Here is an 18,464-nt window from a genome sequence, read left to right as displayed (position 1 = left end):
CGATGCTTGGCTCTCGTCAACCGAGGAGCCGTTCGATTGCGTCCGGGCCGCGCTGCGCTGCCCGGCGCATGGCTCTCCTCCTCCTTTCCGGCCTTAGCCTCGCGAGCATCATGCCGGCGATCACGATGGCGCAGGACTTGGGCGCCGATCGACCGTCGCCACGCGATCCCTATGGCGATCATATCGCCGAGGCTTCGCGGCGCTTCGGCGTTCCGATCGCATGGATCAGGGCGGTGATGCGTGCCGAAAGTGCAGGCGATCCACGCGCCCTTTCGCCGAAGGGCGCGATGGGCCTGATGCAGATCATGCCGCCCACTTGGGCAGGCTTGCGCCTTCGCCACCGTCTCGGCGCTGATCCTTATGATCCGCATGACAACATCATCGCCGGCGCCGGCTACATCCGCGAGCTGTTCGATCGCTACGGATCGCCCGGCTGGATCGCGGCCTACAATGCCGGTCCTGGTCGTTACGAGGACTCGCTGAAGGGCCGGGCGCTGCCCGCGGAAACGCGCGCCTATGTCGCCATCGTCGCGCCGTCGGTGACCAGCGGCGATGCGACTTGGCCGATCGTGGCCGCCGCGGCCGATGCACTCGCCTGGACACGCGCGCCGCTGTTCATCGCGCAAGCTGAGCGCATATCGATACCCGTTCCCGTACCGGCCGAGCGCGCTTCCGATGCCGCGATGACGACATCGTCCGTGCGCGATGTTTCCGCCATCGAGCCGCAGTCGGGCGGGCTGTTTGTCCCGCGTTCGGGCCAAAGGAATGCGCCATGAGCAGCCCGGTTCCTGATCGCACGATAGCGTGCTCAAGCGCGTCATGGTGTGCGTTGAGGGTAGAGGCAGGCAACACGACCGGACGATGGCAGGATAAAAGGCCGCGAGGTGCGGCTTGGGTCGGTTGTGGTTTTTCAATAGGTTATGAGGCGATTTCGCGATGTGCGGGATTTCCCCGCACCTCACGACTACGCCGATTTTCCTGCGATTTCCTGTGCTTGGCGCGATGTGCGAGGCATCAGCCATGACCGGCGACAGTGATTTCCGCATCCGGCCGGGCCGCATCCGCTCGACCCGTGCGCAGCAGGCTCGTCCCTTCATCGCGCAGGCTCTCGCCGCGGCGAAGAAGGCCGGGGCCGGCGTCTCACGCTCCGGCCGGATCGTGTCCGGCAACCGCTCGCGCTTCGGGCGGGGCCAGCGTGCGAGCATCCAGGCGAACCGGCTGCTCACCGCGCGAACGCGCGGCGCTGTCATCAAGGCGCGCGTCGTGCGCCAGACATCGCGCTCGGCGCCGCTCGCGACCCACCTCAATTATCTGCGCCGCGAAGGCGTGACCCGCGATGGGGAGAAGGCCCATCTCTTCGGTCCCGGGGGCGACGACGCCGATCCGAAGGCCTTTGCGGAACGGTGCCAGGACGACCGCCACCATTTCCGGTTCATCGTCTCGCCCGACGATGCGCCCGACATGGCCGACCTGCGGTCCTTCACCCGCGATCTCGTCACGCAGATGGAAAAGGATCTCGACACCCGCCTCGATTGGGTGGCGGTCGACCACTGGAACACCGAGCATCCCCATGTCCACCTGATCGTGCGCGGGGTCCGTGACGACGGGCAGGACCTCGTCATCTCACGCGACTACATCAAGGAAGGAATGCGCGACCGCGCGCGTGACCTCATCACGCAGGAATTAGGGCCGCGCACCGACCTCGACATCCAGCGCAGCCTGAAACGCCAGGTCGATGCCGAGCGCTTCACGCAGCTTGACCGCCAGCTTATCCGCGATGGCCATGCCACGGGCGTCATCGAGACGGCGATCGATCCGAACGTCCGGCTCGACGAATTTCATGCGCTGAAGGTCGGACGGCTCCGCAAGCTGGAAACACTCGGCCTCGCCGAGCAGGTCGGCCCCGGTCAATGGGCGATCGACACGAAGGCCGAGGCGACTCTGCGTGAACTCGGCGAGCGCGGCGACATCATCAAACGCATGCACCGGGCTTTGACGGATCGCGGCATCGAACGCGGCTCGGCGGGCTATGTGCTCGCGGCCGAAAGCCTCGATGCGCCCGTGATCGGCCGATTGGTCGATCGCGGTCTTGATGACGAGCTGAAGGGCTCCGCCTACGCCGTGGTCGACGGCGTCGACGGCCGCACCCATCACATCAAGCTGCCCGATCTCGAAGCCGCCGGTGACAGCGCGGCGGGTTCGATCGTCGAGTTGCGTGCGTTCGATGATGCACAGGGACAGCGCCGGGTCGCAATCGCCGTCCGCTCCGATCTCGATATCGATCGTCAGGTCACGGCAACCGGCGCGACTTGGCTCGATCGGCAGAACATCGCGCGCGAACCTGCCGCCCTGTCCGAGGCCGGCTTCGGCGCCGAGGTACGGCAGGCGCTGGATCGACGCGCGGATCATCTGGTCGGACAGGGCTTCGGCGAGCGACACGGCCAGCGTGTCACCTTCAATCGCGGGCTGATCGACACGCTGCGCCGTCGCGAGCTGGAAGCGGCCGGCGAAAAACTCTCCGCCGAAACAGGCCAGCCGTTCAATCGCGCGGGAAGCGGCGAGTATGTTGCCGGCACCTACCGCCAGCGTTTGGCACTCGCCTCCGGCCGCTTTGCCATGCTGGACGACGGCCTCGGCTTCCAACTCGTGCCCTGGTCACCCTCTCTGGAAAAGCACCTCGGCAAGCATGTTTCCGGCGTCGCCCGCGATGATGGCGGCATCGACTGGAGCTTTGGCCGCAAACGAGGGCTCGGCCTCTAACCTCTCTCCGAAAGGACCGTTCCAATGTCCGCCACGAAGATCCTATGGGGCCAGATCCTCACCGTTTTCCTGATCGTCCTCGCCACCACTTGGGGCGCAACGGAATGGGTGGCTTGGCGATTGGCGTTCCAGCCGGAGTTGGGCGCGCCGTGGTTCACGCTGTTCGGCTTTCCTTTCTATCTGCCACCCTCCTTCTTCTGGTGGTGGTACGGCTTCGACGCCTACGCACCCGCGATCTTCGTCGAAGGCGCTTTCATCGCGGCGTCCGGTGGCTTCATCTCGATCGCCGTCGCCATCGGCATGTCGGTCTGGCGTGCACGCGAGGCCAAGAAGGTCGAGACCTATGGCTCGGCGCGTTGGGCCGAGAAGAAGGAGGTGGAGACGGCCGGCCTTCTCGGTCCCGATGGTGTCGTGCTGGGACGCTACGAGCACGCTTATCTGCGCCATGATGGGCCTGAACATGTTCTGTGCTTCGCGCCCACCCGAAGCGGCAAGGGTGTTGGCCTCGTTGTGCCCTCGCTGTTGACCTGGCCGGGCTCGGCGATTGTTCACGACATCAAGGGCGAGAACTGGCAGCTCACCGCCGGCTTCCGCGCCAGGCACGGCCGCGTGCTGCTCTTTGACCCGACCAACACAAAATCCGCTGCCTACAATCCTCTGCTCGAGGTGCGCCGCGGCGAATGGGAGGTTCGCGACGTCCAGAACATCGCCGACATCCTGGTCGACCCAGAAGGGTCGTTGGACAAGCGGAACCATTGGGAAAAGACGAGCCATGCGCTGCTAGTCGGCGCGATCCTCCACGTCCTCTATGCGGAAAAGGACAAGACTCTGGCCGGCGTCGCGGCGTTCCTCTCTGATCCGAAGCGACCAATTGAATCCACCCTCGATGCGATGATGAAGACGGCGCATCTCGCGACGCCGGACCGCATCCCGTGATCGCCAGCGCCGCACGCGAGCTCCTCAACAAATCCGACAACGAACGCTCAGGCGTGCTCTCTACCGCCATGTCGTTCCTGGGACTCTATCGCGATCCCGTCGTCGCCGAAGTGACGCGGCGCTGTGACTGGCGGATCTCCGATATCGTGGGCGGAAAATACCCGGCAACACTCTATCTCGTCGTGCCACCATCCGACATCAACCGCACCAAACCGCTTATCCGACTGATCCTCAATCAAATCGGCCGACGCCTGACCGAGGATCTGCAAGCAAAGGGCGAACGCCATCGTCTCCTGCTGATGTTGGACGAGTTTCCGGCGCTGGGGAGGCTCGACTTCTTTGAGTCAGCACTGGCCTTCATGGCCGGCTACGGTCTGAAGAGCTTCCTGATCGCGCAATCCCTAAACCAGATCGAAAAGGCCTACGGGGCGAACAATTCGATCCTCGACAATTGCCATGTGCGCGTCAGCTTCGCGACCAACGACGAGCGTACCGCCAAGCGCGTTTCGGACGCCCTCGGCACCGCCACCGAGATGAAGGCCATGAAGAACTATGCCGGCCACCGGCTGTCCCCCTGGCTTGGCCATCTGATGGTTTCGCGCTCGGAAACAGCTCGGCCACTGCTCACACCTGGCGAAATCATGCAGCTCCCTCCCACCGACGAGATCGTCATGGCGGCGGGCACGCCGCCGATTCGTGCGAAGAAGGCGCGCTATTACGAGGATGCTCGGTTCAAGGAACGCCTGCTGCCGCCGCCCGCGCTCACAACGTCGCAGCAAGGACAGCCCGACGATTGGACCACGCACCAGTTGCCAGCCCGACCACAGATTGCCGAGGCCACCTTGCTAGCGCAGCCCGCCGATGAAGATCCAACCGAGTCGGAACGCCGCCAGCAACCGGAACTCAATCGGGTGAACCCCGTCGAGAAGAAAGTGCCAATCGACAACCCGTTCGAGATCGATACCGATCGGGACGAGTCTGACGACGATGCCGTGCGCACCAGCCGTATGAACCGGCTCATGCAGGGCGTCGCGCGCCAGGTCTCGCTCGACCCCGGTGACGGCATGGAGCTGTGAGACGCCCGTGACGAAACCACCCCGCAAGCAACGCCTCTCCGTCTATCTCGACCCCTCTGTCATGAACCGGCTCGCAGATCACGCCGCGCGCCGCGACCATTCGCGATCGTTGGTCGCGGAGGCGGCGATCGAGTCATTCCTCTCACCCGATGCCGCCGAACGCCAGGAGGCCGTCATCACGAAACGCCTCGACCAGCTCGACCGACGCATGTCGCGGATGGAGCGCGATATCGGAATATCGGTCGAGATGCTCGCAGTCTTCGTGCGCTTCTGGGTGACCACCACACCGAGTTTGCCAGAACCTGCTGCGCAGGCCGCGCGCGCCAAAGCTGGCGAACGCTATGATCAGTTTGTCACAGCTCTCGGCCGCCGTCTCGCGAAGGGCCCGAAGCTTCATCAGGAGATTTCTGAGGACGTTGATGGCGAGGCAGAATAGCTCGTCAGATCGCGCACGCTCCTGCGTGAGCCCAAGCTGCTCTCCAAGGCCGCATTGAAGTCAGCAATAATCGACTGCCTCTCAATCCCTTATTCTTTCCAATCTCTCGGACATCCGCCCGAGTTCAAGCAAGGATGCCGCCTCCATCTTCCGCATGATCTGCGCCCGACACACCTTCACCGTGATTTCGCTGAGTGCAAACTTCGCAGCAATTTTGCTTTGTGAGTTTTCCATCAAGTATCATGTCCATAACTTGGCGCTCGCGAACAGAAAGCGAATCGTACCGCGCGCGAAGATCAGCTGTCATTGTCTTCTCGTTTCGTCGGATTTGCGAAGTCTGGAGACCGAGATAGATCGCATCAAGTAGGTCTTGGTCCCTAAACGGCTTGGTCAGAAATTCGATCGCGCCAAACTTCATAGCCCGGACCGACATCGGGATATCCCCGTGCGCCGTAATGAACACGACCGGGATCTCCACACGCGTTCTGAAAAGCTCTTGTTGGAAATCCAAGCCGTTCTGACCCGGCATTCTAACGTCCAATACCAAGCAAATCGGCGTATCAGGAATCGACCACGCCAAAAACTCGTGCGTAGACGCAAAGGTGTGAATATCAAGTCCGACAGAACTCAGGAGATTTCTGAGCGCTTCACGCACGGAAAGATCATCGTCGACGACGGCTACCGTGCCGCCCACAACGACGGGCTGTTTCGACTGTCTCATAGTATTTTCTCCCTGTCGCCAGGCAGAGTAAAACAAAAGGTAGCGCCGCGCGGATTGGTCGGCTCAGCCCAAATATTACCGCCGTGAGATTCAATAATTGATCGGCATATTGAAAGTCCAATTCCCATGCCATCGCTCTTGGTGGAGTGAAAGGCATCGAAAAGATGCCTTACGAAGCCAGGATCGATACCGCCTCCCGTGTCTTCTATCGTGATCATCACGCCGGACGCGCTTGATTTAGCGGAGTTTATTCGAATCTCACGAACACTGCTCTGCAGCGTACCCATCGCATCTATCGCGTTCACGAGAAGGTTGAGTGCAACCTGTTGAAGTTGAATACGATCACCGAAGATCATGGGCAGATCACTCGACAGGTTCGTATAAACGGAAACTCGGCTTTCTCGGAAACGGCTTTGCAAAAGCCCCAGCACCTCTCTGATTACGACGTTGATCTCAATCCAGGACCTCTTTGGTTCTGCACGCATAGACAGCGCTTGGACGCGCTTGATGATTTCACTTGCTCGGTTTGCGTCGCTGACGATGCTATCTATCGAAGACGCGGCTTTTTCTAGGTTCGCGGGATCTCCGTGAATCCAGCGTGTACATGCATTGGCGTTGGTCACGATTGCGGCGAGCGGCTGATTGACCTCATGGGCGATTGAGGCAGCGATCTCGCCGAGAGTCGTGATCCGAGCGACGTGCGCAAGGCGGGTCTGCGCCTGTTCGGCCGCCACACGAGCGGTCTCCATCTTGACAGCGAGATAGGTCGTTGCCGCGATCGCCAGCAGGCTGATCGAGGTGTTGACGACTCCGGTTCCGAAGCTTCCACTCGGCGTCAGGATGTAGCTCGCGATCGTCAACGCGATGCATATTCCAGAGACCGTGCCCATGCCCCGCGTGTGGCTGAAGCGAGCCGACAATAGAACGACAATCACATAAAACGTCGCAGCGGATATCTCGTAAGGGGTTATGGTGTCGATGATGAAGATGCCGATAGTGAGGATGCCGATCAGCAAGGGAAGCGTTCCAGACCTAACGAGGCGCCATAGCCCATCGATGAACGTCAGTAGTTCCCTTGAACGGGTGCCGAGCGGGTATCGATGCGTCAAGTTTGCCTCGTGATCTATAGGATCGACGTGGGCAGGCTGATTGACTGGTGTTTTTGTGGAGCCATCGCAGTTCACTTGATGTAGGTGTGCAAAACGTCGACTAATTCGAGCGCGGCATTACGTTCAGCTTCTGTGGGCGTGCGGTTCGCATCGACCATATGCGCTTGAATGTGCCCATTGACGACTTCGGCCATGATTCCGTTGATCGCACCGCGCGTGGCCGTGACTATCCGCATCACGTCGCCGCAACTCTCATCCGCGATGAGGGCCCGTTCAATCGCATCGACCTGACCTCGAAGGCGTCGGACCCTATTCAGCAGCTTCTGCTTCTCAGCCACCGCATGCGCCATCGCGTCCCTCCGCTATACCCGGGTATAGTTGTAATATACCCCCCAGAGTATATATGAATGTCGCGCGAAGTGAAGACCGGCAGGGTTGTTCGCGTCGTGGTCCAGTTCGTCGTGAATTGGATCCGGATTGGCACAGCAGAGGATCATATGAACCCGCGATCTAGCAACGACCCCTCGGAGGGAGATAGTAGGCGTCAGTCACCTGCTATCGACGCTCCGCTGGGTTGCATCATCGCTCGGGTCGGTTCTGCCGACGTAACTGCGCCAGCACTTCGACGCTGAGCACCGTCCGTCCAGGCCACCCGGGTTCGAGCAACTGCTTGAACAGACGGAGGTGGCCATGGCCGCTCATCTCAACATCGACACACGTCGGGCGCCACCGGTGGTCGCCCATGATGATATTCAATTCGCCGGGGTGTTTCCCGGCTTGAAATTGGGCGCTCGCAACTTGGCGAGACCAAAGCTTCTTGCCCATTGGCATCAGGAATCCGATGGCCGGCTGATTGGGGGCTGGCAATTGGAGACATCCGCCACTCTGAAGAATCCTGACGATTGATCATAGCGACACACGGCAATGCCGTGCGCAGCGTAGCGCTGCTGTTGGCAGCAAAGTTCAAACGAAGGGATTAACTAATGAATGCAGTGGTGGCTTTGCTGCCTGCGCGCCCCGCAGGCACTAATACGACTTGCGCGAATACTATCTTCGCCAACGATTTAGAGCAGCTCTACAACGCGCTGAATGATGTGACATTGACGGAGCATGCTCGCACGGCAGAGCTGATGAATGCCGGATTGCGGAAGATCTCGCAGAAGGTTGTCGAGGAGGCTGCCGAGGTCGCTCTCGAGGCGGTGAGGAAGCGGACCCAAAAGACGGTCAGCGAAAGTGCCGATCTTCTCTATCACTTGGTCGTTCTGTGGCACGCACTCAATATTGAACCCAGCGAAGTCTGGGCCGAGATGCGGCGCCGCGTGGAAAGCATGGGCATTGCCGAAAAGCTTCCTAAGCCGCGTCGGGGAACGACTGATCCCGCCCCGGTCAACGACAGCTCGGAAGGAAATCGCGTACCTGCGCCCTGCATCACCGCCAACTCGCGCGCACCAGCACCGTGTCCCGAAGAGCAGCCCGAAAGGACACGGCCATGCGCCTCCTAGTCTGTGGAGGACGTCACTTCGAGGACGCCGAGATGGTGCATCACGAACTAACTGCACTGCATTGGCGAAAGCCAATCAGCGTTGTGGTCCACGGCAGCATTGCAGGCGTCGGCATCATCGCTGAGGCGTGGGCGCGTCGCCATGGGATCGCTGTGGTGCGTTACCCGCCAAATTGGGAGTTTTACGGCAAGAAGGCCGAAGGGCTGCGCAGCGATTTCATGCTGACAGACAGCCGACCCGACTTTGTCGTGGCTTTCCCAGGGGGGCGCCACACCGCCGATCTCGTCCAACGGGCAATCAACGTCGGGCTCGCCGTGCTCGCCATTCCGCCCAACACGGCTGGAGCTTGCCCAGTCGCAAAGCATCCGCCGCAGCGGGGCCAGCCAACAACCGCTTCGCTCTGATCCAGTGAATTCACCCAAAACGAGCAAAACTCAACGGAGTTTGAAATGTCCGATACCTCTGCGACATCGCTTGAACAAATCGAATTGGCCTCAAGCGCGCCCGCTGTCCTGGATAGCGCGCATATTGGCGACATCCACGGCGCGTTCGGCACCATCCGGCAGCACGACACCGGTGTACGAAAGACTTGGCGGGCTAGGCTGGCGACCTTGATGGCAATCGTCGGCCCGGGACTGATTGTCATGGTCGGCGACAATGATGCCGGCGCTTTTGGAACCTATACGCAGGCAGGTCAGAACTACGGCACCTCTCTGCTGTGGACGTTGATGCTCTTGATCCCGGTGATTTACGTGAATCAGGAGATGGTGTCACGGCTAGGTGCTGTGACGGGCGTTGGCCATGCACGACTGATATTCGAACGTTTCGGAAAGTTCTGGGGTGCCTTCAGCCTTATAGACCTAGTTCTTCTCAACGGACTAACCATTGTAACCGAGTTCATCGGCATCGTATTCGCACTCCAATATTTTGGTTTGCCAAGAGTTCCGGGACTGATTGTCGCGGCGGTGCTCATAGTGGCCGCCGTCAGCACCGGAAGTTTCAAGCGGTTTGAACGCTTCGCGATGGTTTTGGTCTTTGGCAGTCTGTTGCTAATACCTGTGCTCCTCGCCATCCATCCACCAATCGGTGAGATCGCCCATGGACTGCTCGTGCCGCAATGGCCCGCTCACTCCGACATGGCGGCAGTCATGCTGCTTGTCATTGGCATCGTTGGCACGACCGTCGCACCTTGGCAGCTCTTTTTCCAACAAAGCTATGTTGTCGATAAGCGGATCACGCCCGCCTTCAACGGCTACGAGAAAGTCGATCTTTGCCTCGGGATCCTCCTGGTAGTAATCGGCGCCGTTGCCATGATGGCGTTCTGTGCCGCATTGTTTGCCGGACGGCCGGAATTCGGCAATTTCACGGATACAGGTGCGGTGCTTACGGCGCTGGACAAATATGTGGGTCCATATTCGGCGACGATTTTTGCAATCGCTCTTTTGGATGCTTGCCTCATCGGCGCAGCAGCCGTCTCGCTCTCGACGTCTTATGCGATCGCCGACGTCCTCAGGGTGAGGCACTCATTGCATCGCAAAGTCACGGATGCCATCGGATTCTACGTTGCTTACGGGATTCTCATATTCATTGCCGCAGGCCTTGTTGCCTTCGCAAGTGATGCGCTGCTGGGCCTCTTTGTCAGTGCCGTGCAGGCTCTCGCTGGCGTGCTGCTACCAAGTGCCACGGTCTTCCTGCTCCTCCTTTGCAACGACAAGGCGGTTGTCGGCCCCTGGTCCAACGGTCCTAAGCTCAATGTATTCACCGGAGCAATAATCTGGTCCCTTGTGTTGCTCTCGATCATCCTCACCGTGGCGACCGTCTTCCCAGATGTGGCTGACAGCACAATTCTGAAAATACTGATTGGCGGCTCTTTGCTGGGGCTTTGCGGGTTCGTCTTTTCGTTCGCAGCACGCAAGCGTAGTTATGACGTGCCCGCTGCCGCATATGGCAACGATCAAGATCACCGCTTCGCCAAGATGACGATGCTCGAGCGCCGGAACTGGCGCATGCCGCCGCTTAATCGGCTGCCTGCCCTGCATATGACGTTGATGACGAAGGTCTGGATGGGCGTGCTACGCGGCTATCTTCTGATTGCTGTCGCGCTGATCGGCTTCAAGGTCTTCGTCGCCGCGACCGGCGTCGAGGTCAGCATCCCCCAGATCGGCGGAACGCCAACCAGCAACGACGCTGCTACAAGCAATACCGGCTCGAAGTAGCACGCAAGAAGGCGGGTGACGACGTTGACGCACGGGCGCGAGCACCGACATGTCCGCAATAGCCTCGCGGACGTTGCTATACCCCGCGTCGTCGCCTGCCAACCAAAACGAAAAGGAAACAATCTGAATAGACAAAACTCTTTTGTTCTAACTAGCTGATGGGGGCGCCTCATGTCTGAACAATTCAAGACTCTTCCCGGACGCATCCAGGCGCTTTCCGATGCAACTTCTTGTAGTTCTTTTTCGCTGACCTCAGTCGAGCAGACCAAGGGCTTTCAGATTATCGCTTTTGTCGACAGCTGTTTCGGCGATTCTCAATGCGAGATCGATGCTTGCGGATTGATCGCCGCTATGCTGATCGCTTTTGCCAAAGCGCGCAGCGATCCGTTCACGTTTCATTATTTTGCAACGCGTGCTCTCCATGACGGACTAGAACGTTGCATCGCTATCCTTGTCCAACGCGGCGAAAGGCTGCCCGTTGTCGCCTATGCGCTCATCGCAAATTATATCCGCTGGACGCTCGACGCCGAGAGATGGCTTTAGCCGCGGCGTTTGAGCGTCTGCGCCTTTATCCGACACTTCCAAACATGTTGATCTGGCCGCCGAAGCGCACGCCAGGATAGCGTGCCAGCGCCTGAGATTCATCGAACAAAAAAAAGCCGTGGCAGATTTTCTCAAAGGAGACGCAAAACAATGAGTAATCAACTATCGCATTGGCCTCCGCCACTTCGGATCCGCCTTCTGCTTTTTGTGGTGTCTCGCATCGAACACTTTCTCCTCTTAAGGTGTCCGAAAGGTCGCATCAGGCGATTGGGATTGGCTTGGGTCGACCAGATTCATGCGCGCGTGCGCAAAAAGCTCAGCCGTGCAGAGCTACCCGAAACGCGTTGATGTTTCTTCCGCGTTCGATCGCGCGTCAAATAGCCTTGAATCAGCGCTGAATGGTGAGGAAGCCTACAAATCTCTTTCCGCGCCGATCGGTCCGTCACCGTGATCTATAATCGACGAGGGCTTCATTGCGCCGCGCCGGTGTTAAACTGTCAAGGAGGGCGTTGGCCTTCTCAATTACCTTGCTGCCGATCTCGCGCTGTTGCCCTTGATTGGCTTTTCGGGCGCCTCGGCGAACACCGATTCCGCGGGGAGTACCGCCGCAGCAAATGCGGCGGCGGCCAAAACCGATCTAAGAAACATAGGCTACTCTACTCGGCTGGGGTTCATGGCTGCAAAGATGCTATCGTACGTACCGTCCCGTTCAGCCTAACGCCGTGCATGATCCCGATTAAGAAGGATCTCACCCCCCGGATGATCTCCGCGATCGAGGATGTCCATCACCTCCACAACAAATGCATTGAGCGGTCATTGTGCGAGGATCAGACGCTTGCGCAGAGCCGGTCAAGCTCCGCGAGCGTATTGGCGTATCGTGCGTCCGACACCGCCGTTCTCCTGTATTTGCACGCTACACTACTACGTCGATGAATCTTTGTTGAATCGCCCCGAAATCTGGCCCCTTTAATCATCCCCGTCTGGGGAAGGACTGTATCGGCCCCGATAGAAACGGGGCACTATGACAGCATCACACCACAATTCGGAAGGCCTCGCGCGCGGCGCAAGGATGCTGCGCACTGCGCTCGGTCCTGCAATCGCGCGCTATCTTGATGACGCCAGCATCGTCGAGGTGATGCTCAATCCCGATGGGCGCCTCTGGATCGACCGACTCTCCGAAGGACTTTCCGATACCGGTGAGCGGCTGTCACCAGCGGACGGCGAACGTATCGTTCGCTTGGTTGCGCACCATGTCGGAGCCGAGGTTCATGCTGGTGCTCCTCGGGTATCCGCAGAGTTGCCTGAAACCGGCGAGCGGTTCGAAGGCCTGCTGCCACCCGTCGTCGCTGCCCCCGCATTCGCGATCCGTAAGCCCGCTGTCGCGGTGTTCACGCTCGACGACTACGTCGCGGCCGGCATCATGTCAGCGACGCAGGCCGAGATACTCCGCCGGAGTGTCTCCTCACGCGCCAACATCCTCGTCGCCGGCGGGACATCCACCGGCAAGACGACGCTGACAAACGCGTTGCTCGCCGAAGTTGCGAAGACCGCCGATCGCGTCGTCCTCATCGAAGACACCCGCGAACTGCAATGCGCCGCGCCGAACCTCGTGGCGATGCGAACAAAAGATGGCGTTGCCTCACTTTCCGATCTCGTTCGCTCTTCGCTGCGTCTGCGGCCCGATCGCATACCCGTTGGCGAAGTGCGCGGCGCCGAAGCGCTCGAACTGCTCAAGGCCTGGGGCACCGGCCATCCTGGCGGGGTCGGCACCATCCACGCCGGCAGCGCGATCGGCGCACTGCGCCGCATGGAGCAGCTCATTCAGGAGGCAGTCGTCACGGTCCCGCGCGCATTGATCGCGGAAACGATCGACCTCGTTGCCGTCCTCTCCGGTCGCGGGTCCGCGCGGCGACTCTCCGAACTCTCGCGCGTCGAAGGCCTCGGTCTCGACGGCGACTACCGCATCGCGCCGGCCACCACGGATGGCGACGGCAGCTCGAGCTTGTTCGTCCCAGCACCTGAAGGAGAAAGCCTGTGATCCAACGCCTGCGGCGCGCGCGCCATCATCTCGTCTTGACCGTTTCCATCGCCACTCTGTCGGCGGTGATGGCAGCCCCCGCTCACGCTTCCGGTTCGTCGATGCCGTGGGAACAGCCTCTCCAACAGATCCTGCAGTCGATTGAAGGTCCCGTGGCGAAAATCATGGCGGTGATCATCATCATCGTTACCGGCCTGACGCTGGCCTTCGGCGATACCTCCGGCGGCTTCCGCAGGTTGATCCAGATCGTGTTTGGTCTCTCGATTGCCTTCGCCGCGTCGAGCTTCTTCCTGTCGTTCTTCTCGTTCGGCGGCGGGGCGCTGGTCTGATGACGGGCGCTGTCGATCAGGGCGGCGACGTCCCAGGCTATACCGTCCCCGTTCACCGGGCACTGACCGAGCCGATCCTGCTCGGCGGCGCCCCACGGGCTATCGCCATCATGAACGGGACGCTCGCTGGCGCGGTCGGCCTAGGGCTTCGCCTCTGGCTGGTGGGGATCGCGATCTGGGCGATCGGCCACGTCACCGCGGTGTGGGCTGCCAAGCGCGATCCGCTCTTCGTCGACGTTGTGCGCCGCCATCTGCGCGTCCCCGCACACCTTTCGGTCTGAGGGGAGCGCGGCCATGATGAACCTTGCCGAATATCGCAATCGCAACAGCCGCCTGGCCGACTTCCTCCCCTGGGTCGCGCTGGTGGGCTCCGGCATCGTCCTCAACAAGGACGGCAGCTTTCAGCGCACCGCGCGGTTTCGCGGCCCCGATCTCGACAGCGCCGTACAGGCTGAGCTAGTCGCCATCGCCGGCCGCCTCAACAATGCGTTCCGTCGCCTTGGATCAGGCTGGGCAATCTTCGTCGAGGCGCAGCGGCAAGCTTCGAACCTCTATCCCGACAGCCGCTTTCCCGATCCCGCCTCGGCGCTGGTCGACGCCGAGCGCAAAGCGGATTTCGAGGAAGCTGGCGCACATTTCGAGTCGAGCTATTTCCTGACCTTCACCTATCTGCCGCCGGCCGAGGACGCCGCGCGCGCGGAATCCTGGCTCTATGAAGGCCGGGAAAAGTCGGGCCTCGACCCCAACGAGGTGATGACCGGGTTCGCCGATCGCACCGATCGCATCCTGCGCCTGGTCGAAGCCTTCATGCCCGAATGCCGCTGGCTTGATGACGCGGAGACGCTCACCTATCTCCACGGCTGCGTCTCGACCAAACGGCACCGTGTCCGCGTCCCCGAAACGCCGATCTATCTCGACGCGCTGCTCGCCGACCAGCCGCTCACCGGCGGGCTCGAGCCGCGCCTTGGCGCGTCGCATCTGCGCATCCTCACCGTCACAGGCTTTCCAACGGCGACGACACCTGGCCTGCTCGACGAGCTGAACCGTCTCGCATTTCCGTATCGTTGGTCGACGCGGGCGATCCTGCTCGACAAGACCGACGCGACCAAGCTGCTGACCAAGATCCGCCGGCAATGGTTCGCCAAGCGCAAGTCGATCGCCGCGATCCTCAAGGAGGTAATGACCAACGAGGCGTCCGTCCTCGTGGACACCGACGCCGCGAACAAGGCCGCCGATGCCGACATGGCGCTCCAGGAACTCGGCGCCGACTATGCCGGGATGGCCTACGTCACCGCGACGGTGACGGTGTGGGACGAGGATCCGCGCGCTGCCGACGAGAAGCTGCGCCTCGTCGAGAAGGTCATTCAGGGCCGCGACTTCACTGCCATGGCCGAGACGATCAACGCGGTGGACGCCTGGCTCGGATCATTGCCCGGCCACGTCTATGCGAACGTCCGCCAGCCGCCGATCTCCACGCTCAATCTCGCCCACATGATCCCGCTGTCGGCGGTGTGGGCGGGGCCGGAACGGGACGAGCATTTTGCAGCGCCCCCACTGCTCTTCGGCAAGACCGAAGGCTCCACCCCGTTCCGGCTTTCGCTTCACGTCGCGACGTCGGCCACACGCTGATCGTTGGCCCGACCGGCGCGGGCAAGTCGGTCCTGCTGGCGCTGATGGCGCTGCAGTTCCGACGCTATGCTCGCGCCCAAGTCTTCGCCTTCGACTTCGGCGGCTCGATCCGCGCGGCGGCGCTCGGCATGGGCGGCGATTGGCATGACCTCGGCGGCGATCTCAGTGACGGCGCGACCGATAACGTCAGCCTTCAACCGCTCGCCCGCGTTCACGACGTGCCCGAGCGCGCCTGGGCGGGCGACTGGATCGTATCGATCCTGACCCGCGAGGGCGTGGCGATCACGCCCGAGGTGAAGGAGCATATCTGGACGGCGCTGACCTCGCTGGCATCGGCGCCCGTCGAGGAGCGCACGATCACCGGCCTGGTCGTGCTGCTCCAGTCGAACGATCTCAAACAGGCGCTCAGGCCCTATTGCGTCGGCGGTCCCTACGGCCGGCTGCTCGACGCTGAACGCGAGTATCTTGGCTCGGCGTTCGTTCAAGCGTTCGAGACTGAGGGGCTGATCGGCACCGGCGCGGCGCCGGCGGTTCTCTCCTATCTCTTCCATCGGATCGAAGATCGGCTCGACGGTTCGCCGACTCTTCTCATTATCGACGAAGGCTGGCTGGCGCTGGACGATGACGGTTTCGCCGGCCAGCTCCGCGAATGGCTGAAGACGCTGCGCAAGAAGAACGCCAGCGTCATCTTCGCCACGCAATCGCTCAGCGACATCGACGGCTCGGCCATCGCGCCTGCCATCATCGAAAGCTGCCAGACCCGGCTTCTGCTGCCGAACGAGCGCGCGATCGAGCCGCAGATCACGGCGATCTATCGGCGCTTCGGCCTCAACGACCGCCAGATCGAGATCATCGCGCGGGCAATGCCCAAGCGCGACTATTACTGCCAGTCGCGGCGCGGCAACCGCCTCTTCGAGCTCGGTCTGTCCGATGTCGCGCTCGCTCTGTGCGCCGCGTCATCGAAGACCGACCAGGCGGCCATTGCCCGCATCGTCGCCGAACACGGCCGCGACGGCTTCCTCGCCGCATGGCTCGATCACCGTGAGGTCGGTTGGGCCGCCGATCTCATCCCCACGCTCACCAACAAGGAGACGTCCCAATGAAACTGCGCAATTCCCGCGCAGCGCGTTTTGCTGCCGCGCTGCTGACCGCTCCCGTCGCGCTCGCGCCCATGCTGGCGACGCCCGCTCACGCCATCATCGTATTCGATCCCTCGAACTATGCGCAGAACGTGCTCACGGCGGCGCGATCGCTTCAGCAGATCACCAACCAGATCACCTCGCTTCAGAACGAAGCGCAAATGCTGATCAACCAGGCACGCAACCTTGCGAGCCTGCCGTTCTCGTCGCTGCAACAGCTTCAGCAGTCCGTCCAGCGCACGCAGCAGCTTCTCAACCAGGCGCAGAATATCGCCTACGACGTCCAGCAGATCGACCGGATGTTCCAGCAGAAGTACGGGAACGTCTCGCTGTCCGCTTCGGATCAGCAACTCGTCACCGATGCCCGCTCGCGCTGGCAGAACACGGTCGGCGGCCTGCAGGACGCAATGCGGGTGCAGGCGGGCGTCGTCGGCAACATCGACACCAATCGCACGCAGATGTCGGCGCTGATCGGCCAGAGCCAGGGCGCGACCGGCGCGCTGCAGGCGACGCAGGCCGGCAACCAACTCCTTGCGCTCCAGGCGCAGCAACTCGCGGATCTCACCGCCGTCGTGGCGGCCAACGGCCGGGCGCAGGCCTTGCAGTCGGCCGAGCAGGCCGCCGCCGCCGAACAGGGCCGCGAGCAGCGCCGGCGTTCTGACGCCGGGCTCGGGCTACCAGCCCGGCAATGCCCGCATGTTCCCGAACAGCGGCAACTGAGGCTGGCACGATGGACGGCAAGACCCTCGCTCGCGTCGGCGCCATCGTCTTCGTCGCGGTCGCCATCACGGCGACCGCGATCGAGATGAACCGCAAGGACGTTTCGACGGACGTCCTCGCGACGCAGGGCCGTCCGGTCACAACATCGGATCCTCTCGCCGCCGAATTGCTTCGTTGTTCCGAGATCGGCGAGGCCGGCACGCGCGATCCCAATTGCCTGAAGGCATGGGCAGAGAACCGGCGCCGCTTCCTCGGCCAGCCGGCCCCCGTTTCATCACCATCGCCGGTTGCGCCGACCACGCTGTTTCCAAGCGCGCCCGCGTCGGCCGCTCCCATCCACAAAGACAGTGCGCCAGCGGACGTGACCGGGCCTGCGATGCAGGCCGAGCCCGCTCAGCCAGAGGTTCGCTGACATGGGCGGCACCGGTGTCATCGACCATTTCCTCGAGGTCTTCACTCGCTACATCGACGGAGGATTCGGGCTGCTCGGCGGCGAAGTCGGTTTCATCGCCACCACCTTGATCGTCATCGACGTCACGCTCGCCGCGCTTTTCTGGTCATGGGGCGCCGACGACGACATCATGGCGAGGCTGGTCAAGAAGACGCTCTTCGTCGGTGTCTTCGCCTACCTGATCTCCAACTGGAACAATCTCGCCCGCATCGTCTTCGAGAGCTTCGCGGGCCTCGGCCTGAAGGCTTCGGGAACGGGCTTTGCCGTGAGCGATCTCATGCGCCCCGGCAAGGTGGCGCAGACTGGTCTCGATGCCGGCCGGCCGCTGCTCGACTCCATCTCCAGCCTGATGGGCTACTGGTCGTTCTTCGAGAACTTCATCCAGATCGCCTGCATGTTTTTCGCCTGGGCGCTGGTGCTGCTGGCGTTCTTCATCCTGGCGATCCAGCTCTTCGTCACCCTGATCGAGTTCAAGCTGACCACGCTCGCCGGCTTCGTCCTCATTCCCTTCGGCCTGTTCGGCAAATCGGCGTTCATGGCCGAGCGCGTGCTCGGCAACGTCATCTCCTCCGGCATCAAGGTGCTGGTGCTCGCCGTCATCATCGGCATCGGCTCGACGCTGTTCTCCGAGTTCACCTCGGGCTTCAACGGCGCAACGCCATCGATCGACGATGCCATGGCGATCGTGCTTGCCGCGCTGTCGCTGCTTGGTCTCGGCATCTTCGGTCCCGGCATCGCTAACGGCCTCATCTCCGGTGGCCCGCAGCTCGGCGCCGGCGCGGCCATTGGCACTGGTCTTGCCGCCGGCGGCGTTGTCGCAGCAGGCGCGGCCGCTGCCGGCGCGTCGTGACAGGCGGCG

16 protein-coding genes and 5 pseudogenes are annotated in these 18,464 nt (G+C 61.7%); 16 read left to right on the top strand and 5 right to left on the bottom strand.

From position 1 onward, the window contains the following. Nucleotides 1-68 precede the first annotated feature (68 nt). From NW75_RS14245 to NW75_RS14230, 4 genes and pseudogenes are all read left to right on the top strand, one after another. Nucleotides 69-776: a lytic transglycosylase domain-containing protein gene (locus tag NW75_RS14245; RefSeq protein ID WP_049707222.1), complete on the top strand. Its 708-nt coding sequence runs from the start codon at nt 69-71 to the stop codon at nt 774-776. A 244-nt stretch (nt 777-1,020) separates the two neighbouring features. Then, complete coding sequence (locus tag NW75_RS14240) at nt 1,021-2,760, top strand: relaxase/mobilization nuclease domain-containing protein (protein ID WP_033965849.1); 1,740 nt, start codon at nt 1,021-1,023, stop codon at nt 2,758-2,760. A gap of 24 nt (nt 2,761-2,784) precedes the next feature. Further along, a pseudogene (locus NW75_RS14235) lies at nt 2,785-4,772 on the top strand (conjugal transfer protein TraG). 7 nt (nt 4,773-4,779) lie between these two features. Further along, complete coding sequence (locus NW75_RS14230; protein WP_006022598.1) at nt 4,780-5,208, top strand: hypothetical protein; 429 nt, start codon at nt 4,780-4,782, stop codon at nt 5,206-5,208. A gap of 81 nt (nt 5,209-5,289) precedes the next feature. Here NW75_RS14230 and NW75_RS27810 read toward each other — a convergent pair whose 3' ends face one another. From NW75_RS27810 to NW75_RS14215, 4 genes and pseudogenes are all read right to left on the bottom strand, one after another. Then, complete coding sequence (locus NW75_RS27810; RefSeq protein WP_331386150.1) at nt 5,290-5,442, bottom strand: LuxR C-terminal-related transcriptional regulator; 153 nt, start codon at nt 5,440-5,442, stop codon at nt 5,290-5,292. Nucleotides 5,443-5,620: 178 nt separating this feature from the next. Next, a pseudogene (locus NW75_RS27805) lies at nt 5,621-5,929 on the bottom strand (response regulator); the annotation flags it as partial. Continuing rightward, complete coding sequence (locus tag NW75_RS14220) at nt 5,926-6,945, bottom strand: sensor histidine kinase (protein WP_197057830.1); 1,020 nt, start codon at nt 6,943-6,945, stop codon at nt 5,926-5,928. The gene NW75_RS14220 and the pseudogene NW75_RS27805, both read right to left, overlap by 4 nt. Nucleotides 6,946-7,109: 164 nt before the next feature. Then, nucleotides 7,110-7,388: a metal/formaldehyde-sensitive transcriptional repressor gene (locus tag NW75_RS14215; protein WP_006022595.1), complete on the bottom strand. Its 279-nt coding sequence runs from the start codon at nt 7,386-7,388 to the stop codon at nt 7,110-7,112. A 340-nt stretch (nt 7,389-7,728) separates the two neighbouring features. Between NW75_RS14215 and NW75_RS24525 the strand changes: the two genes are divergently transcribed. The 5 genes from NW75_RS24525 to NW75_RS14190 all read left to right on the top strand — a co-directional run bounded on the left by NW75_RS24525 (nt 7,729) and on the right by NW75_RS14190 (nt 11,299). Continuing rightward, on the top strand, nt 7,729-7,944 hold the full coding sequence (locus NW75_RS24525) for a hypothetical protein (protein ID WP_124810155.1): 216 nt from the start codon (nt 7,729-7,731) through the stop codon (nt 7,942-7,944). Between the two features lie 77 nt (nt 7,945-8,021). After that, on the top strand, nt 8,022-8,540 hold the full coding sequence (hisE, locus tag NW75_RS23875; RefSeq protein ID WP_006022593.1) for a phosphoribosyl-ATP diphosphatase: 519 nt from the start codon (nt 8,022-8,024) through the stop codon (nt 8,538-8,540). Then, a complete protein-coding gene (locus tag NW75_RS14200; protein ID WP_006022592.1) occupies nt 8,528-8,944 on the top strand; it encodes a DUF2493 domain-containing protein in 417 nt (138 codons plus the stop codon). Before hisE ends, NW75_RS14200 begins: the two co-directional genes overlap by 13 nt. A gap of 45 nt (nt 8,945-8,989) precedes the next feature. Next, the gene (locus NW75_RS14195; protein WP_006022591.1) at nt 8,990-10,756 is read left to right on the top strand and encodes an NRAMP family divalent metal transporter; all 1,767 of its coding nucleotides are present in this window, start codon (nt 8,990-8,992) and stop codon (nt 10,754-10,756) included. Nucleotides 10,757-10,927: 171 nt separating this feature from the next. Next, nucleotides 10,928-11,299 carry a hypothetical protein gene (locus NW75_RS14190; RefSeq protein ID WP_033965848.1) on the top strand — a complete coding sequence of 124 codons (372 nt, stop codon included), beginning with the start codon at nt 10,928-10,930 and terminating at the stop codon, nt 11,297-11,299. A gap of 25 nt (nt 11,300-11,324) precedes the next feature. Here the strand turns inward: NW75_RS14190 and NW75_RS24520 are convergent, their stop codons facing one another. Then, nucleotides 11,325-11,483, bottom strand: coding sequence for a hypothetical protein (locus tag NW75_RS24520; protein WP_156143040.1), 159 nt, complete (start codon nt 11,481-11,483; stop codon nt 11,325-11,327). Nucleotides 11,484-12,320: 837 nt separating this feature from the next. Here NW75_RS24520 and trbB point away from each other — a divergent pair. The 7 genes and pseudogenes from trbB to trbL all read left to right on the top strand — a co-directional run. After that, nucleotides 12,321-13,337 (top strand): P-type conjugative transfer ATPase TrbB, encoded by a 1,017-nt coding sequence (trbB, locus tag NW75_RS14180; protein ID WP_024343194.1) that lies wholly within the window; start codon nt 12,321-12,323, stop codon nt 13,335-13,337. Then, nucleotides 13,334-13,666 (top strand): TrbC/VirB2 family protein, encoded by a 333-nt coding sequence (locus NW75_RS14175; protein ID WP_006022586.1) that lies wholly within the window; start codon nt 13,334-13,336, stop codon nt 13,664-13,666. Before trbB ends, NW75_RS14175 begins: the two co-directional genes overlap by 4 nt. Next, nucleotides 13,666-13,947 carry a VirB3 family type IV secretion system protein gene (locus NW75_RS14170; protein WP_006022585.1) on the top strand — a complete coding sequence of 94 codons (282 nt, stop codon included), beginning with the start codon at nt 13,666-13,668 and terminating at the stop codon, nt 13,945-13,947. The genes NW75_RS14175 and NW75_RS14170 overlap by 1 nt, the downstream gene beginning before the upstream one ends. Nucleotides 13,948-13,960: 13 nt before the next feature. Then, nucleotides 13,961-16,398 (top strand): annotated as a pseudogene (trbE, locus tag NW75_RS14165) (conjugal transfer protein TrbE). After that, nucleotides 16,395-17,154 (top strand): annotated as a pseudogene (gene trbJ / locus NW75_RS14160) (P-type conjugative transfer protein TrbJ). The pseudogenes trbE and trbJ overlap by 4 nt, the downstream one beginning before the upstream one ends. A 10-nt stretch (nt 17,155-17,164) precedes the next feature. Further along, on the top strand, nt 17,165-17,566 hold the full coding sequence (gene trbK-alt / locus NW75_RS14155; protein WP_006022582.1) for a putative entry exclusion protein TrbK-alt: 402 nt from the start codon (nt 17,165-17,167) through the stop codon (nt 17,564-17,566). A gap of 1 nt (nt 17,567) precedes the next feature. Further along, nucleotides 17,568-18,452, top strand: a pseudogene (trbL, locus tag NW75_RS14150) (P-type conjugative transfer protein TrbL); the annotation flags it as partial. Nucleotides 18,453-18,464 lie beyond the last annotated feature (12 nt).

This window comes from Sphingomonas sp. Ant H11 (assembly GCF_000797515.1).
Classification (GTDB): Bacteria; Pseudomonadota; Alphaproteobacteria; order Sphingomonadales; family Sphingomonadaceae; genus Sphingomonas.
The sequence above is the reverse complement of the archived record's forward strand: the minus strand, read 5'-3'. Positions and strand labels throughout refer to the sequence as shown.

What these genes read in the sequence shown, in the direction of transcription:
- trbB (WP_024343194.1), top strand. Translation starts at nt 12,321, where the DNA reads ATGACAGCATCACACCACAATTCGGAAGGCCTCGCGCGCGGCGCAAGG.
- NW75_RS14170 (WP_006022585.1), top strand. Translation starts at nt 13,666, where the DNA reads ATGACGGGCGCTGTCGATCAGGGCGGCGACGTCCCAGGCTATACCGTC.
- NW75_RS14245 (WP_049707222.1), top strand. Translation starts at nt 69, where the DNA reads ATGGCTCTCCTCCTCCTTTCCGGCCTTAGCCTCGCGAGCATCATGCCG.
- trbK-alt (WP_006022582.1), top strand. Translation starts at nt 17,165, where the DNA reads ATGGACGGCAAGACCCTCGCTCGCGTCGGCGCCATCGTCTTCGTCGCG.
- NW75_RS14195 (WP_006022591.1), top strand. Translation starts at nt 8,990, where the DNA reads ATGTCCGATACCTCTGCGACATCGCTTGAACAAATCGAATTGGCCTCA.
- NW75_RS14215 (WP_006022595.1), bottom strand. Translation starts at nt 7,388, where the DNA reads ATGGCGCATGCGGTGGCTGAGAAGCAGAAGCTGCTGAATAGGGTCCGA.
- NW75_RS14190 (WP_033965848.1), top strand. Translation starts at nt 10,928, where the DNA reads ATGTCTGAACAATTCAAGACTCTTCCCGGACGCATCCAGGCGCTTTCC.
- NW75_RS14240 (WP_033965849.1), top strand. Translation starts at nt 1,021, where the DNA reads ATGACCGGCGACAGTGATTTCCGCATCCGGCCGGGCCGCATCCGCTCG.
- NW75_RS14200 (WP_006022592.1), top strand. Translation starts at nt 8,528, where the DNA reads ATGCGCCTCCTAGTCTGTGGAGGACGTCACTTCGAGGACGCCGAGATG.
- NW75_RS27810 (WP_331386150.1), bottom strand. Translation starts at nt 5,442, where the DNA reads ATGGAAAACTCACAAAGCAAAATTGCTGCGAAGTTTGCACTCAGCGAA.
- hisE (WP_006022593.1), top strand. Translation starts at nt 8,022, where the DNA reads ATGAATGCAGTGGTGGCTTTGCTGCCTGCGCGCCCCGCAGGCACTAAT.
- NW75_RS24525 (WP_124810155.1), top strand. Translation starts at nt 7,729, where the DNA reads ATGGCCGCTCATCTCAACATCGACACACGTCGGGCGCCACCGGTGGTC.